Here is a 15,064-nt window from a genome sequence, read left to right as displayed (position 1 = left end):
TACCTCTCTCCTGCCCTCGCAAGTTAGCGCATTTAGCCTCACTCCTTCGTACGAAAGCACGTAGAAATAAGCCGGAAGCCGACAGGCTGCTTTATTTTAATGCGCGGCTTGCCCCAAACAGCCGCCTACTTTTGTTTTCCTTTCCAGCCACTCGGCTGCCTTGTTCACCCGCTATGTCTTCTGCTACCTCTTCTTTTATTTCCGATCCGCACAGCTACGGCCGGCCAGCCGAGGTTAGTGTGCATCACCTCGACCTTGACTTGCTGATTGATTTTGACACCCGCACGCTGGCTGGAACTGCTACCTGGCAACTCAGCAACCACGCCGGCGCAACGGAGCTGCTGCTGGATACCCGCGACCTTAGTATTGATGAGGTACTGCTGAACGGACCCGCCGGAACGCCCACTTCCTTTACCCTGGGCCCGGCCGATCCGGTACTGGGCCAGTGTCTGCGCATCCGTCTGCAGCCCGATACCGCTGCCGTCACGATTCGGTACCGGACCTTGCCCGGAGCGGCGGCCCTGCAGTGGCTGGCGCCGGAGCAAACGGCCGGACGGCGGCAACCGTTTCTATTCACCCAGTCGCAGGCCATCCTGGCCCGCACCTGGTTGCCCTGCCAGGACTCGCCCGGGGTACGCTTCACATATGAGGCCCGGGCGCAGGTGCCCGCCCCGCTGCTTGCCCTGATGAGCGCCGAAAATCCGCAGGAGCGCACGGCAACCGGCGAGTATCACTTCCGCATGAGCCAGCCTATTCCGGCCTACCTCATGGCTCTGGCCGTAGGCGACCTAGAGTTTCATCCTTTGAGCGCCCGCACAGGGGTGTACGCCGAGGCTGTTACCCTGCCCGGCGCGGCGGATGAATTCAGCGACCTGGAAAAAATGGTAACGGCGGCCGAGGATCTGTATGGCCCCTACCGCTGGGAGCGGTACGACTTGTTGGTGCTGCCCCCCTCCTTCCCGTTCGGGGGCATGGAAAATCCCAGACTAACATTCGTGACGCCTACCATCCTGGCCGGCGACCGGAGCCTGACGAGCCTGGTGGCCCACGAGCTGGCGCACTCCTGGAGCGGCAACCTGGTAACCAACGCCACCTGGAATGACTTCTGGCTGAATGAAGGCTTCACGGTGTATTTCGAGCGGCGCATTATGGAGGAGCTCTATGGCCGTACCTATGCCGATATGTTGCAGGTGCTGGGCCACACCGCCCTGCTCCACACTCTGGACGAGTTGGGTCATACCAGCCCCGATACCCACCTGCACCTCAACCTGGCCGGGCGCGACCCCGACGAGGGACTCAATGAAATTGCCTACGAAAAGGGCAACTACCTGCTCCGGACCCTGGAACACTTTGTCGGCCGCGAAGCGCTCGACACGTTTATCAAGGAGTACTTTGCCCGCCATAGCTTCCGCAGCATGGACACGGCCTCCTTTGTGCTTTACCTGCGACAAGAATTGCTGGACCAGCATCCCGGGCTGGAAGAACAGCTGCAGCTGGATGCCTGGATTCAGGGGCCCGGCTTACCCGCGGTAGCACCGCCGGTTTCGGCATCCCGATTCACGGCGGTAACAGAAGCTCTGCGGCAGTGGCAGGATGGTACGCCGGCCGCAGCCCTCGACACCACTTCCTGGAGCAGTCACGAGTGGGTTCACTTCCTGCAGGGGTTGCCCCCGGGCCTGACGACGGCGCAGCTGACGGAGCTGGATACCACTTTCGGGTTTACTCATTCGGGCAATTCCGAAATCCTGGCGGCTTGGTTCCCGCACACCATTGCGGCCGGATACGAGCCAGCCCAGGCAGCACTGCACCAGTTTATGACGCGGGTGGGGCGGCGCAAATTCTTAGTACCTCTGTACCGGGCCCTGCTGGCCGTGCCGGGTGGCGCCGACCAGGCCCGCCGCATTTACGCCGAGGCGCGTGGCAACTACCACGCGGTAGCAACCAGCACCTTCGACGCGCTCCTGGGCAAACCGGCCGAGTAGCCGGATGGTTTCGGCCAGAAGCTACCGCGCTGCCGCGGGGTATGCTGTTATTTGGTACGGCCAAAACCGAGCGCGCCGGAACAAGCCGACGGCTCTGGCTTGTTTACCTGCCTGGCCCCGCCGGAGGTGGCCTGAACCTTGCTTGCAGAAGCTGGTTCTTTACTAGTTGTGTTGATTAAGCTGATTTTCTGCTTTGAAAAATTCCAAACCGCTCGGTAAGCTCATTGCTATTGGAGGCAATGAAGACAAGGGCACCTACCCTAACCCGCGCACCAAAAAGAAATATTACCTCAACTTTTTCGAGCTGGGCATTCTGAAGCGGGTTGTTTTGGAGTCGGGCAAGGAAGATCCCCGGATTGAGGTAATCACCACCGCTTCTATGATTCCGGAGGAGGTAGCCCGCATCTACATTTCGTCCTTTACCATGCTCAACTGCAACAACGTGAGCATAATGGACATTCGGGTGCCGGAAGATGCGCTGCAGCCTGAATATATCGAGCGCCTTAAGCTGGCCGATATCGTGATGTTTTCGGGAGGAAACCAGTCGCGCCTGACCGATATCTTCGGCGGCACCGAGTTTCTGGCTATGCTGCGGGAGCGGTACTACCACCAGCCCAACTTTATTATTGCGGGCACCTCGGCCGGGGCCATGGCCATGTCCAAAACCATGATCAAGGGCGGCAGCGTGCCGGATGCGCTAATGAAGGGAGCTGTGAAGATGGGCACCGGCCTGGGCTTCATCAACAACGTCGTCATTGACTCGCACTTTGTGAAACGGGGCCGCTTTGGCCGCCTGATTGAGGCGGTAGCGCTACACCCCAAGCTCATTGGCATCGGGCTGGGCGAGGACACCGGCGTGCTCATCACCGAGGGCAACCAGATTGAAACCATTGGCTCCAATCTGGTCATCATCATGGATGGGCACCAACTAGAGCACAACAACGCGGCGGCTGCCAAGAAAGGCGAGGCCATTTCGATTGAGAAAATGCTGCTGCACGTGCTGGTGAAAGGCAACGTCTATGACATCGGGCAGCGCGAATTCTACCCCGACCTGAAAATTCGCCTGCAGGCGGCTGAGTCGGTCCGCCTGACTGCCGGCCAGGATGCCAACGAACCGGCACCGGCTGTTTAAGCTAGCCCTGTGTTCTACCAACGAAAAAAGGCTTCCCGCTCGGGAAGCCTTTTTTCGTTGCTGGGCTTTGCCTTACGCATGGGGGTAGGGCTGTCATGGGCTACTGGTTCAGAAAAAGCACGGATTTCCTACTTTATTATCTGACTATCAGATTTATACTCAACTTAAACCCTCCCTCCTGCTTTCTGTGGCTACTCCTTATATATATAGGCGCAAAAACGGGGAGGCAGCTACTCCTTGTAAATGGCCACGAACGGAGCGGCGTCGGCCGAGGTTTGGTAGGCTCGGTACATGCCTTCGGAGTTGAAGGGTAGGGCCACGTTACCGGCCGCGTCCACAGCCACCAGCCCGCCCTCCCCGCCGATGGGCGCCAGCTTGTCGTGCACCACAATGCGGCAAGCCTCCGACAAGCTCAGGCCCCGGTACTCCATCAGGCAGCTGATATCGTGGGCCACCACGGCGCGCAGAAAGAACTCGCCGTGCCCGGTGCAGCTGATGGCACAGGTGCGGTTGTCGGCGAAGGTGCCCGCCCCGATGATGGGTGAGTCGCCGATGCGGGAGTACTGCTTGTTAGTCATGCCGCCGGTGCTGGTGGCGGCGGCCAGGTTGCCGTGCACGTCGAGGGCTACTGCCCCCACGGTACCCATTTTCTTTTTCGGGTCTTCGTTAGGAAACGCAGCGGGCTCCTGCAGCGGCGCTTCCGTTTCCAGCGCCTCGCTATGGTCAAGGCGCATGCGGCCTTCGGCCAGGGCTTCCTGCAGCTGATCGTAGCGCTGCTGGGTAAAGAAGTATTCCGGGGGCTGCATGGGCAGGCCGTGCTGGCGGGCCAGGGCATCGGCGCCGGGGTAGCCCAGCAGTACGTGTTCGGTTTTGTCCATTACCAGGCGCGCGGCCCGGATGGGATTCTGCACGCTGCGCACCCCGGTTACGGCTCCGGCGGCGCGGATGCGCCCGTCCATAATAGCAGCGTCCATTTCGTGGTGCCCTTCGTGGGTGAATACAGCGCCGCGGCCGGCATTAAACAGCGGGCAATCTTCGAGGCTACGAACGGCCAGCTCCACCGCTTCCAGCGCCGAGCCACCGCGACCGAGCACGGCGTAGCCAATGGCCAGAGCCTGGCCGAGCGCCGCCCGGTACTCCTGCTCTTTTTCCGGAGTCATGGACTGGGGCGAGATAGTGCCGGCGCCGCCGTGCAAAGCCAAAGCGAAGGAATTTGTCATAAAGCGAAAAAAATTAGCGGGTAAGCAAAAACGCAAGACAAAGGTAGGCAAGCAACTGAGCTCAACCGGCCCGGATTCACCCGAACGAACCGCGTTTTTTTTCGTAGGTTTGGTTTACTGTTTTCAACTTCCCAAACCTATTTTTCTTATGGCTTACGAAGCTACCGGCCGCCTGCACGAGATTTTCGACGAACAGCAGGTGAGCGAAAAATTCCGCAAGCGCGAGTTCGTGCTGGAGGTCGTAGACGGCCAGTATCCCGAGCATATCAAGTTCCAGCTGGTACAGGATAAGACGGCCCTCATCGACTCTTATAAAGTAGGTGATGAGGTGAAAATCTCCTTTAACCTGCGGGGCCGTGGGTTCAACAAGAACGGCCAGATGCTGTACTTCACCAACCTTGAGGCCTGGCGCATTGAGTCGGGTGCTGGTGGCGCTTCGGCTCCCCAGGGCGGTGGCAACTACCAGCAGGCTGCCCCGCGCGCAGCTGCTCCGGCCCAGAACCAAAACCCCAACCTGCGTGCCTCGGCCGCCCCGATTACCTCCGACGACGACAACGACCTGCCCTTCTAACTGTGAGGCGCAGGCTGCTATAGGCAGTAAGCAAAAGCCGCTTCCCGGGTTGGGAAGCGGCTTTTTGTTTACAGTGGCGAGAATTTTGCAGCTACCCAGAGCTCCTGCTCTCACTTCGGAGCTACCTAATTCCCGCTTTTTTCGTATTTCCCCTCGGCGCCACCTGCTTGTTCTCCTTGATTACCCTGGCCAAGCACGTCACGGCCGGGTGCGCCTGCTATTTCACTGTATGATTTCTTCTCTCCCGCTTTCTGGAAAAACAGCCCTCGTGACTGGAGCCACCAGCGGCATTGGCCTGGTAACCGCGCGCGAGCTGGCCCGGCAGGGAGCCCGCGTGATACTGGTAGGCCGCGACCCCGACAAAGCGGCCCGCGCGCTGGCCTCAGTGCAACTTGCCCTGGGCCCAGAGGCACCAGTAACCGTGAAGTGCTACGACCTCTCGCTGCTGCGCAACGTGCGCGCCCTGGCCCAGGAACTGGAGCACGAGCTAAGCCAGCTGGATATTCTTATCAATAACGCCGGCATCATGCCGGGGCGCTTTGCCCTCACCAAAGAGGGGCATGAGCTGAGCTGGGCAACCAACCACCTGGCCCCCTACGCCCTGACCAACCTGCTCCTACCCCTGCTTGATGCGGCGGGTCAGGCGCGGGTAGTCACGGTAGCGTCGATGGCGCACTGGGTAGGCGAGATTGAGCCCGACCGGAACGTGCGCAACTCCCCTGACAAGTACAGCTGGCTCACGGCCTACGCCGATTCCAAGCTGGCCAACATCTTGTTTACCAATGAGCTGGCCCACCGTCTCGACCTAACCGGCATCACGGCCAACTGCCTGCACCCGGGCCTGGTGGATACCGGCCTGATGCGGCCCGGCACTTCTCCTGTCATGAAGGCCCTGTGGTGGGCAGCCCGCCCCCTAATGGTTTCGCCGGAGCGAGGGGCGCAGACCACTCTGTACCTGGCCGCCTCGCCGGAGGTAGCGCGGGTAAGCGGCCGATACTTTGCCGGCGGACGCCCCGCCCGGACCTCGGAGCGCGCCCAGAGTCGTACGGAAGCCAACCGCCTCTGGCGTATATCGGCGGAGGAAACCGGCATTGAGTAAAAAGCCGCGAGCCAGCCGGGTACCTTTTGCCCCGCCACGGTGTTAAGAAAAGACTGATTCCCTACCCTCTACGTCGGACTAAACCTCCCCAACATGACTGATTTGCAGGAACTGATTCGGCAGGGCGAAGGTGAGCGGCTGGAATTTAAGAAGCGTACTACTCACCCTACCCGCATAGCCCGCACCCTAGCTTCACTGGCCAACACGCACGGCGGCCGGGTGCTGGTGGGCGTAGATGACGACGGACGGATTGTGGGCGTACGCGACGCGGAAGAAGAAATATTTCAGCTGCGCGAGGCCGCCCGGCATTACATCGACCCGCCGCTGGAGCTGCGGTTCCGGGAGGTGGAGCATGACAACCGGGTAGTACTGGTAGTCACGGTGGCGGAAAGCTCCCACAAACCCCACCGGGCCCAGGTAGCCGACGGCGACTGGCGGGCCTACGTGCGCGTACGCGACGAAAGCGTGCAAACCAGCCAGCTCACCGAAAAAGTGCTGGAGCGCACCGACCCTACCCCCCGGTTTGAGCGCATCCCACTGAATAAGGAAGAGTTGGCGGTGCTGGACTATCTCCAGAAAAACTCACGCATCACGCTGGCCCAATACATGAAACTACTCAACATTGGGCAGCGCCGGGCATACCGCACCCTCATCAAGCTCACCCTACACGGCTACATTAAGCACCACGACAAGCAGAAGGAAGTGTATTATACGCTATAGTTCATGATACTTGTTCACCCTTAGTCCTATTCACAAACCAACACAGCAAGACAGCATCAAGCACAGCTTTTATTAAAGAGATAGAGTAATCTATTTGCATAATCATTAAACCAAAAAACACACCACTTATAACTATATATGCCGTGTATATGATAAAATCATAGCTTGCATTATAATTAAGTATATTAATTTTGTTTATAATACTCCAATAAGAATATGAAAAACCTAGATCAAATAGCATCAAAATAGCCAGGCGGTAGAGGGCAAAAACTATAGAATCATAACTTATTGCAAGCCATGCCTTTTCAAATATTAATATTACAGTAATAACACTAAATAGGGCAATATTTTTCACTACCACGTATAATATAGAACATTTATTTATTGTTGACAGTAGTTTCATATACACTTTTATCAAGCAACAAAATTAGCACTCTATATATAAAAACACCTCCATCCATATAGAATGAAGGTGTTTTTAAAACTTTATTCTTGCTTGCGGGCGCGAGCGGCTTTCTTTTCGTCCTTGGCGGCCTTTTTTTCTTTGTCCGTCTTGGTTGACTCTTTCTTTTTCTCCTTGCGGGCGTCTTGTGCTTTTGCCATGGTGGTAGGGATGATGAGAGGAAGGATTCTGCTACTCTAACGCGCCCGGTTGGGCCGGTGTTGTACGTCGGTGAAAGTACGAATTACTTCAACAGCGGCAGATAACGCTCCTGCAGCAGCTGTAGGTGATGAGCTTCATGGCCGGCCGTCATATAGAGTAGGGCACGTACACTTACCGGAAACGTGCTAGCCGTGCCTAGCCGCTCGTAGGTCTCCGGCCGGAACGAGCCGAACAGGCTAAGGGTAGCGGCGCGCACTGCATCATACTCAGCCAGAATATCTTCCAGCGACCGGTCATCGGCGCCGGAGGCAGGCACGTAGGCATCCTGGTCGAAGCCGGGCAAGGGCTGTTGGTCGCCGCGGCCGATGCGCAGGGCGCGGTAAGTGAAGATGCGCTCCGTATCGAGCACATGCACCAGGCTCTCCTTGATGCTCCACTTGCCGGGAGCATAGCGCAGGCGGGCCTGCTCGTCGGAGAGGCCGTGCAAGAGTTGCTTCAGGGTAGCGGACTGCTCCCGCAGCTGTTGCAAGGGGTTGTGGCCCGCCGGAATCAGACGGATGTAGGTTTCGTAGTAGGGCGCGTACTCGGTGGCAGCGGGGCGGGTGGTAAGGTAGCTCATGGAGCGAAGCTACGGGAAAGCGGTAATTTTCTGAGCGGCTGCTATACACTTATAGTTGCTGTATAACCCTGGTGTTTTGCTACCCCCATTCAGCTGACAAGGCCTCTCCCACTTATTCTACTGGTATATGCCCACGATTAAACGCTTCGTACTCGCAGGCCTAATGCTATTGAGTAGCTGGTTTGTGCTGCACAGCGCAGTAGTAACCATTGATGGCTTCACCGACGATGTGCAGCCCGTTGATTGCCTGGTGGTACTGGGTAATACTGTAAATTCGGATGGCAGCTTATCTGCTCGTCTGCAGGCCCGGCTTGATAAGTCCCTGGAGCTGTACCAGCAAGGGGTTAGTCCGCTAATTCTGGTAAGCGGAGGCTTGGGCAAAGAGGGTCACTACGAAGGCACAGCTATGCAGCGCTACCTGGTGGCGCAGGGCGTACCCGTTCAGGCCATTCTAGTTGATAACAAAGGAGATAACACGCAAGCCACCGCCCGCAATTACGCCCACATAGCCCGGCAACGTCACTTACGCTCGGCCCTGGTAGTATCCCAGTTTTTCCATCTCAGCCGCACCAAACTGCTCTTAAGAAAACAAAGCGTGCCGGTAGTGCATGCGGCTCACGCCACGTACTACGAGTGGCGCGATGCCTACGCCCTATTTCGGGAATTCTTTGCTTACTACGCCTACCTGCTGGGTTAGCGTCAAAGCTGGGCAACATGGGGCCGGCGGCAAGCGTAGAGCCAACACACTCTATCACCCCGTTCCTATGTCCTCTCTCGTAGAAAAAGGTATTTCGATTTCCAAAAACGCCTTGTTCAGCGTCTTCCTGAACCGCGCCGGCAAACTATTAGGCCGCCCGTTTAAGGTGGTGATGGTCCTGAATGAAGTGGCCAACAAGCTCGCCAGCAAAGAAAGCAAAGACAACAAGTTCCGGCAGCTCTTCGACGTAGCCTACACCGTGGTGCGCCTGGTGCGCAACTACGTGAGCGGCAACTACCGCCAGGTTGAAACCAGCACCATCGTGTCGGCGCTGGGCGTGCTGCTCTACACCCTTTCTCCGGTGGATCTGGTACCAGACTTCATTCCGGTAGTAGGCTTTCTGGATGATCTGGCCCTGCTGAGCTGGTTCGTAGGCAACTTTCAGGAAGAAATCACCCGCTTCCGGGAATGGGAGCAAACCCATGCTTCGGAGAAAACCGATGACATTCCGGCTGCTGCCGCCCAGCCTGCCTACGCGGCCTCGAACACCAACACCGAAAACGCTCCTGCCGTGGCCGAAATGGGCCATTCGTAAGCGCTACGTTAGGCATGTTCCTACCCCAAGGCCCTACTTCAACCCTACGGTTGAGGTAGGGCTTTTTCGTGGGGCACAATCTGACGAAAGCCCTTATTAACCCCTGCAAGCAGCCGGTTTGCTATTTTTGCGTCATCTTTTTTGCTGACCACCCAGCAGCATAACCCCTTACCCTATGCGCGTACGCTCCCGGCTGGCTCTGCTGGCCCTCACCCTCCTTTCCTGCCTGCCCCAGGCCCGCGCCGACGAAGGCATGTGGCTGCCGCTGCTTCTCAAGCAGCTCAATGAGGCCGACATGCAGAAAAAAGGCCTTAAGCTCACCGCCGAGCAGATTTACTCCATTAACCAGGGTAGCCTTAAGGATGCCGTGGTACAATTCGGTGGGGGCTGCACCGGTGAAATTATTTCCGATCAGGGCCTGCTCCTCACCAACCACCACTGCGGCTACAGCCAGATTCAGAGCCACTCTTCCGTCGAGAAAGATTACCTCACGAAGGGCTACTGGGCCATGAACCGGGAGCAGGAGCTACCCAACCCCGGCCTGACGGCTACCTTCATCGTGCGCATGGAGGACGTAACCAGCCAAGTGCTGGCGGGAGTGCCTACCAAAGGTATTGTGGAGGCTGAGCGCGAGAAGCTGGTGCAAGTGAACAGCCAACGCGTGGCCCAGGCCGCCGTGCAGGGCACACACTACCAGGCCTTCGTGCGCCCCATGTTCAATGGCAACGAGTACTACCTGTTCGTGACGGAGGTGTTCCAGGACATCCGCCTGGTAGGCGCTCCGCCAAGCAGCATCGGTAAGTTCGGGGGCGACACGGACAACTGGGCCTGGCCCCGCCACACTGGCGACTTCAGCATCTTCCGCATCTACGCCGGCCCCGACAACAAACCCGCGCCGTACTCCCCCGACAACAAGCCCTTCAAGCCCCGCCACCACCTGCCCATTTCCCTGAGCGGCGTGCAGCCCGGCGACTTCACGCTGGTATTCGGCTTCCCCGGCCGCACCAACGAGTACCTGACCTCCTGGGGCGTTGATGAAACCTATTCCCTGTCGAACCCCGCCAAAATCAAGGTGCGCGACGCCAAGCTGAAGGTACTCGACGCCGACATGAAGGCCTCCGACAAGGTGCGCATTCAGTACGCAGCCAAGTACGCCAGCATTGCCAACTACTGGAAAAAGTGGATTGGCGAAACCCGGGGCCTGAAAAAGCTGGACGCCGTGCGCGTGAAGCAGCAGCAGGAAGCTCAGTTCCAGAAGTGGGCGGAAGGCGGCGACGAGGCACGCCGCGCGGCCTTTGCCGGCCTCCTGCCCGAGCTGCAGAAAAACTACGCTACCGTACGCGACTATACCCTGGCCCGTGACTACGTGACGGAAGCCGCCTTGGGCGTGGAGCTGATGACCTACGCCAACAGCCTGCTGCCTTTGCTGGACATGGCTGATAAAAAAGCCCCGCTGGAAGAGCTGGCCGCCGCCGCCGAAAGAACCCGCAAAGGCTCCGTGGGTTTCTTCCGTAACTACAGTGCCCCCACCGACCAGAAAGTGGCTGCCGCCCTCCTACCCCTCTACGCCAACGGAACCCCGGCCGCCCTGTTGCCCGCCTACGTCAAGAACCTGCAGAAGCAGTACGCTACCACCGGCTGGTCGGCCTACGCGGCCCAGCTCTACAGCAAGTCGCGCCTGACCACGCAAGAATCGGCTTACGCGGTGCTCGATGAGGTAGCGAAAGGCAACGTGACGGGCCTGCGCAACGACCCTGCTGTGCAGCTGGCCCAGGCCATCGTGACGACCTACCGCCAGCAGGTGCTACCCACCTACACGGCCGCCACCGACAACATTGCGCTGCTTCAGCGCACTTACGTGGCCGGCCTGCGCCTGCAGCAACCGGAGCGCAAGTTCTACCCCGATGCCAACTCCACCCTGCGCGTAGCCTACGGTCAGGTAGCCGGCTACCAGCCCGCCGACGGCACCCAGTACGACTTCTACACTACCCTCGACGGTATCATGGAGAAGGCTGACCCCACTAACCCCGAATTTGAAGTGCCCGCCCGCCTCGCCGAGCTGTACAAAAACAAGGATTTCGGTCCCTACGCTTACAAAGGCACTGTGCCCGTGGCCTTCATTGCCACCAACCACACCACCGGCGGCAACTCCGGCTCGCCCGTCATCAACGGCCGCGGGGAGCTGATTGGCACCAACTTCGACCGTAACTGGGAAGGCACCATGTCCGACATCATGTTCGACCCCGACCGGGTACGCAACATCACCCTCGATGTGCGTTACATGCTGTTCGTGGTGGATAAATTTGCCGGTGCCGGCCACCTCGTCAAGGAAATGACCCTGGTAGGCGGCCCGGGCAGCGAAGCCACTACCCCCGAAAACGGCAAGAAGCTGGAGAAGATCAAAGTGAAGCGCAAGCCGGCTAAGGAGAAAGCGTAGCGTCATTCTCTAGCTAAACAGCTTTGCTCAGAAAGCGTTGTTTCTATTTAGAAGCGGCGCTTTTTGCGTAGGTTGAGGCATGGAATTCAGCCAGCAGCAACTTTTTATACTGCGCGAGGTGACAGCTCAGATTACCGATAGCCGCAGTCAGTTAAGATATTCGCGGTCAGCGCTGGAGTTGAGTTTTATCTACCATAAGGCAGAATACGAGCCCATCAATTCAATTCTGCGCTTACTGGTACTTGGCAGCGGTGCCATTATCTCTTACCAGCTTTGGGCACAGCAGAATATTATACTGAAAGTAATTGCACTGGCCTTACTGTTTGCAGCTAGCACATTTCTCCTTCAAGGAGGCTCTATGAATTTAGAATATGGCGGAGAGGCTGTCCTAACATTTAATACTTCTCGGGGCGCTTTTCTCTTGACCTCTGCCAGTCACGATTCGATAATTGATTTTGACGAGGAGTTTCCACTTGCCGATATTCAAGCTGTTCGGATTACTCCCTTTCAATCAATAGCGGACGATATAGAGGTAGGGCAAATCGACATCTACCGAGCTGTCACGAACACTTGGCATTTGCTTGCTGAGCTACCCTACCCCGCTGCGCGAGACCTTGTCTCGGTAGTACAGTCGCTTACTCCTGCTACCCTTATTGCCCGACCTGTACAGCCCGCTTCATGGCCGGCACAGGTCGGCCGGCGGCTTGGACAGTTCTACTACTGGCTTTCGGCTCTCATGCACCGCCAGTCCTGATTGTGCATCCGGGTTTGCCCTGAATTTAATAACCGTATTTATGCATCGTCCTATACATTACCTACTGGCTTTTTTCCTTTTGGCTGCTTCTGTTGATAGTGGAGCCCAAACGCCTACCCCCATCCTGCTCCGACCGGCGGCCGTGTTCGATGGGGAAAACCTGCATCCCGGCTGGGCTGTGCTCACGGAAGGCGACAAAATAAAAGCCGTGGGGCCTGCTGCTCAGCTTCAAGCCCCGGCCGGAGCGCATACCGTGGAGCTGCCGGGTCTGACCTTGCTGCCGGGTCTCATTGAAGGCCACTCGCACCTACTGCTTCACCCCTACAACGAAACCAGCTGGAACGATCAGGTGCTGCAGGAATCGGAGGCGCTGCGGGTGGCCCGCGCTACGGCCCACGCCCGCGCCACGCTGGAAGCCGGCTTTACCACCGTTCGGGACCTGGGCAGCGAGGGCGCCGGCTACGCCGATGTGGGCCTCAAACAAGCCATTGACCGGGGCCTGATTCCGGGTCCGCGCATGGTGGTGGCCACCCGGGCGCTGGTGGCTACGGGCTCTTATGGCCCCAAGCTGCTTTCGGGCTTCGAAGTGCCCCAGGGCGCCCAGGAAGCCGATGGCGTAGATGGCATTATCCGGGCCGTGCGGGAGCAGATTGGCAAAGGAGCCGATGTGATTAAGGTGTACGCCGACTACCGCTGGGGCCCCAACGAACCCAGCCGGCCCACTTTCACCCAGGATGAGCTAAACCTGATTGTGCAAACCGCCCGCAGCGCCGGCCGTCCGGTAGTTGCCCACGCCAGTACGCCCGAAGGCATGCGCCGTGCCACCCTGGCCGGGGTGCAAACCATTGAGCACGGCGACGCGGGCACGCCCGAAATTTTCAAGCTAATGAAGCAGCGCGGGGTAGCCCTCTGTCCTACCGTAGCGGCCGGCGACGCTACCTCCCAGTACCGGGGCTGGCGCAAAGGCCAGGACCCTGAACCTGAGCGCATTCAGCAGAAAAAGCAGACGGTAAAAGCAGCCCTGCAAAGCGGCGTGGAGTTGGCTATTGGCGGCGACGTAGGCGTTTTCACTCACGGCGACAATCTGCGCGAAGCCGAGCTGCTGGTGCAGGAATACGGCTTCCCTACCCTCCAAACCCTGCGCGGCCTCACCGCTGGCAACGCCCGCATCTTCCAGCTCCCCGACCGCGGCCGCATCCAGCCCGGCCTCCTCGCTGACCTGGTAGCCGTAGCCGGCGACCCGACCAAAGACATCAAAGCATTGCGGCAGGTGCGGTTGGTGGTAAAAGGAGGGGTAGTGGCGAAAGAGTAAAAAGCAAGTCCTTCCGAGCGGGAGCAAAGATTCTGGGTTTACCATTCAACGGTTTAGCTCAGATTTCTCGCTCCCGCTCGGAATGATATGCGCTATTGCCCGGGCCGCTCAATGCCCAATTTCTGCAGCTGCCCGGCGTACTTCTCATATATCACCTGCAAGTCCTGGCCGTGCTTGTCAGCATCTACTCCTATGCTGACGTTGCTGGTGTGAAAGCGGTGCAAGTGACTGATATGAGGGCAGATAACCGGCTGGTGACCGGCCAGCAGAAACCGCACGTACAGGTCCAGGTCCTCGGCCATTTCAATCTGCTCGTCGTAGCCGCCTACCTCCTCGAACAGGGCCCAGCTATAGCAGACGTTGCCCTGAATGAAGTGCTCGGCCCGGAAGATAGCCCGTAGCATATCCGTCGGCGAGTCGAACTGCCAGGCATAATAGTCCTCATTGGGCAGGTAGCGCCGGTCCTGATCCACGCGCAGGAAATCGGCAACCAGCCAGGGGCGGTTAGGGTGTTGCTGAATCTGGCTGGCGTAGTGGAAAAGAGCCCGTTGCAGCAGAATATCGTCGTCGTCGAGGGGCACAATCCAGCCGTCGGCGGGGGCATCCTGCCGGATCAGCAGGTTACGGGCCGGTCCGGGCAGCAGCTTGGTGGGTTGGCTGCGTACGCGTAGGGGCACGCCTTCCTGCCGGGCAGCTTCGCGCAGCCAGGCGGCCGTATCGTCGGTGGAGGCGTTTTCGCAGACGAGGTGTTCAAAGGAAAAATCCAGGGGGGCCGAAACGGTGGCCCGTACGCTGGCTACCGCTTCGGGCAGAAAGTCGTGGCGGTTGTGGGTCGGGGTGATGACGGAGAAATGCATGGTCCCTATTCTGGCTGGCGGCAAAAAAAGTTACACGGCCCCGGCGGCAGTCAACCTTCGCCCGGCAAGTGGCGTTATGGCCGTGTCTGCTGCTTGTTTCATGGCCAAATTCGTTGTTACGCTACGCCTGCCCGATTTTTTCGATGAAGACTTCCTCGCCCTCATCCCGCGCCACCGTGCCTTCATTACCAGCCTGATAGAAGAGAATATCGTGGAGTCGTACGCCATTAGCGCCGACCGCACCCGGGGTTGGGTAACTATCAATGGGCTGAACGCGGCAACGGTGAAGGCTGTGGTGGAGCAATTTCCGCTGTACCGGTTTTTCCGCGAAGTTGAAATCGATGAGCTGTTCGTGTTCGACAGCGCCGCCAGTCGTTTTCCCCGCATTAGTCTTAATTAAGTGCCTGGAGAAGTACGTGTGCGGGTTCACTACTTTGCCTTCCTATCTTCCCACTGCTTCGGCCC

The 15,064-nt window shown here is 58.4% G+C and carries 14 protein-coding genes and 1 pseudogene; 11 read left to right on the top strand and 4 right to left on the bottom strand.

What is annotated here, in order from left to right:
• Positions 1-173: 173 nt before the first annotated feature.
• Both FGZ14_RS04150 and FGZ14_RS04145 read left to right on the top strand, forming a co-directional pair.
• Positions 174-1,982: a M1 family metallopeptidase gene (locus tag FGZ14_RS04150; RefSeq protein WP_139921511.1), complete on the top strand. Its 1,809-nt coding sequence runs from the start codon at positions 174-176 to the stop codon at positions 1,980-1,982.
• Positions 1,983-2,175: 193 nt separating this feature from the next.
• The gene (locus tag FGZ14_RS04145; RefSeq protein WP_139921509.1) at positions 2,176-3,114 is read left to right on the top strand and encodes a cyanophycinase; all 939 of its coding nucleotides are present in this window, start codon (positions 2,176-2,178) and stop codon (positions 3,112-3,114) included.
• Between the two features lie 230 nt (positions 3,115-3,344).
• Here FGZ14_RS04145 and FGZ14_RS04140 read toward each other — a convergent pair whose 3' ends face one another.
• Positions 3,345-4,334: an isoaspartyl peptidase/L-asparaginase family protein gene (locus FGZ14_RS04140; protein WP_139921507.1), complete on the bottom strand. Its 990-nt coding sequence runs from the start codon at positions 4,332-4,334 to the stop codon at positions 3,345-3,347.
• A gap of 148 nt (positions 4,335-4,482) precedes the next feature.
• On the opposite strand from FGZ14_RS04140, the gene FGZ14_RS04135 reads away from it, so the two are divergent.
• The 3 genes from FGZ14_RS04135 to FGZ14_RS04125 all read left to right on the top strand — a co-directional run bounded on the left by FGZ14_RS04135 (position 4,483) and on the right by FGZ14_RS04125 (position 6,724).
• Positions 4,483-4,905, top strand: coding sequence for a DUF3127 domain-containing protein (locus tag FGZ14_RS04135; protein WP_139921505.1), 423 nt, complete (start codon positions 4,483-4,485; stop codon positions 4,903-4,905).
• A 229-nt stretch (positions 4,906-5,134) separates the two neighbouring features.
• The gene (locus FGZ14_RS04130) at positions 5,135-6,004 is read left to right on the top strand and encodes an SDR family oxidoreductase (protein ID WP_139921503.1); all 870 of its coding nucleotides are present in this window, start codon (positions 5,135-5,137) and stop codon (positions 6,002-6,004) included.
• Positions 6,005-6,097: 93 nt separating this feature from the next.
• The gene (locus FGZ14_RS04125) at positions 6,098-6,724 is read left to right on the top strand and encodes a helix-turn-helix domain-containing protein (protein WP_139921501.1); all 627 of its coding nucleotides are present in this window, start codon (positions 6,098-6,100) and stop codon (positions 6,722-6,724) included.
• Position 6,725: 1 nt separating this feature from the next.
• On the opposite strand, the gene FGZ14_RS04120 is transcribed toward FGZ14_RS04125, so the two are convergent.
• Both FGZ14_RS04120 and FGZ14_RS04115 read right to left on the bottom strand, forming a co-directional pair.
• Positions 6,726-7,079, bottom strand: coding sequence for a hypothetical protein (locus tag FGZ14_RS04120; RefSeq protein WP_139921498.1), 354 nt, complete (start codon positions 7,077-7,079; stop codon positions 6,726-6,728).
• A gap of 331 nt (positions 7,080-7,410) precedes the next feature.
• Entirely contained in the window at positions 7,411-7,947 is a 537-nt protein-coding gene (locus FGZ14_RS04115) for a DinB family protein (RefSeq protein WP_139921496.1), read from the bottom strand.
• A gap of 127 nt (positions 7,948-8,074) precedes the next feature.
• Between FGZ14_RS04115 and FGZ14_RS04110 the strand changes: the two genes are divergently transcribed.
• From FGZ14_RS04110 to FGZ14_RS04090, 5 genes and pseudogenes are all read left to right on the top strand, one after another.
• Positions 8,075-8,644: a YdcF family protein gene (locus FGZ14_RS04110; protein ID WP_219601054.1), complete on the top strand. Its 570-nt coding sequence runs from the start codon at positions 8,075-8,077 to the stop codon at positions 8,642-8,644.
• Between the two features lie 322 nt (positions 8,645-8,966).
• Positions 8,967-9,065 (top strand): annotated as a pseudogene (locus tag FGZ14_RS22325) (YkvA family protein); the annotation flags it as partial.
• A 349-nt stretch (positions 9,066-9,414) separates the two neighbouring features.
• Entirely contained in the window at positions 9,415-11,676 is a 2,262-nt protein-coding gene (locus FGZ14_RS04100) for a S46 family peptidase (RefSeq protein ID WP_139921492.1), read from the top strand.
• 79 nt (positions 11,677-11,755) lie between these two features.
• The gene (locus tag FGZ14_RS04095) at positions 11,756-12,430 is read left to right on the top strand and encodes a hypothetical protein (protein ID WP_139921489.1); all 675 of its coding nucleotides are present in this window, start codon (positions 11,756-11,758) and stop codon (positions 12,428-12,430) included.
• A gap of 40 nt (positions 12,431-12,470) precedes the next feature.
• Positions 12,471-13,742 carry an amidohydrolase family protein gene (locus FGZ14_RS04090; RefSeq protein ID WP_139921487.1) on the top strand — a complete coding sequence of 424 codons (1,272 nt, stop codon included), beginning with the start codon at positions 12,471-12,473 and terminating at the stop codon, positions 13,740-13,742.
• Positions 13,743-13,834: 92 nt separating this feature from the next.
• On the opposite strand, the gene FGZ14_RS04085 is transcribed toward FGZ14_RS04090, so the two are convergent.
• Entirely contained in the window at positions 13,835-14,599 is a 765-nt protein-coding gene (locus FGZ14_RS04085) for a glycosyltransferase (protein WP_139921485.1), read from the bottom strand.
• Between the two features lie 100 nt (positions 14,600-14,699).
• Between FGZ14_RS04085 and FGZ14_RS04080 the strand changes: the two genes are divergently transcribed.
• Positions 14,700-14,999 carry a hypothetical protein gene (locus FGZ14_RS04080; RefSeq protein WP_139921483.1) on the top strand — a complete coding sequence of 100 codons (300 nt, stop codon included), beginning with the start codon at positions 14,700-14,702 and terminating at the stop codon, positions 14,997-14,999.
• The last annotated feature ends 65 nt before the right edge of the window (positions 15,000-15,064 follow it).

The organism is Hymenobacter sp. DG01, assembly GCF_006352025.1.
Classification (GTDB): domain Bacteria; phylum Bacteroidota; class Bacteroidia; order Cytophagales; family Hymenobacteraceae; genus Hymenobacter.
Note: the sequence above shows the minus strand (reverse complement) of the source record. Positions and strands in the feature narration are given on the sequence as shown.

Coding starts and splice junctions, on each gene's coding strand:
- FGZ14_RS04150 (WP_139921511.1), top strand. CDS start 174: ATGTCTTCTGCTACCTCTTCTTTTATTTCCGATCCGCACAGCTACGGC.
- FGZ14_RS04140 (WP_139921507.1), bottom strand. CDS start 4,334: ATGACAAATTCCTTCGCTTTGGCTTTGCACGGCGGCGCCGGCACTATC.
- FGZ14_RS04135 (WP_139921505.1), top strand. CDS start 4,483: ATGGCTTACGAAGCTACCGGCCGCCTGCACGAGATTTTCGACGAACAG.
- FGZ14_RS04130 (WP_139921503.1), top strand. CDS start 5,135: ATGATTTCTTCTCTCCCGCTTTCTGGAAAAACAGCCCTCGTGACTGGA.
- FGZ14_RS04125 (WP_139921501.1), top strand. CDS start 6,098: ATGACTGATTTGCAGGAACTGATTCGGCAGGGCGAAGGTGAGCGGCTG.
- FGZ14_RS04115 (WP_139921496.1), bottom strand. CDS start 7,947: ATGAGCTACCTTACCACCCGCCCCGCTGCCACCGAGTACGCGCCCTAC.
- FGZ14_RS04110 (WP_219601054.1), top strand. CDS start 8,075: ATGCCCACGATTAAACGCTTCGTACTCGCAGGCCTAATGCTATTGAGT.
- FGZ14_RS04100 (WP_139921492.1), top strand. CDS start 9,415: ATGCGCGTACGCTCCCGGCTGGCTCTGCTGGCCCTCACCCTCCTTTCC.
- FGZ14_RS04095 (WP_139921489.1), top strand. CDS start 11,756: ATGGAATTCAGCCAGCAGCAACTTTTTATACTGCGCGAGGTGACAGCT.
- FGZ14_RS04090 (WP_139921487.1), top strand. CDS start 12,471: ATGCATCGTCCTATACATTACCTACTGGCTTTTTTCCTTTTGGCTGCT.
- FGZ14_RS04085 (WP_139921485.1), bottom strand. CDS start 14,599: ATGCATTTCTCCGTCATCACCCCGACCCACAACCGCCACGACTTTCTG.
- FGZ14_RS04080 (WP_139921483.1), top strand. CDS start 14,700: ATGGCCAAATTCGTTGTTACGCTACGCCTGCCCGATTTTTTCGATGAA.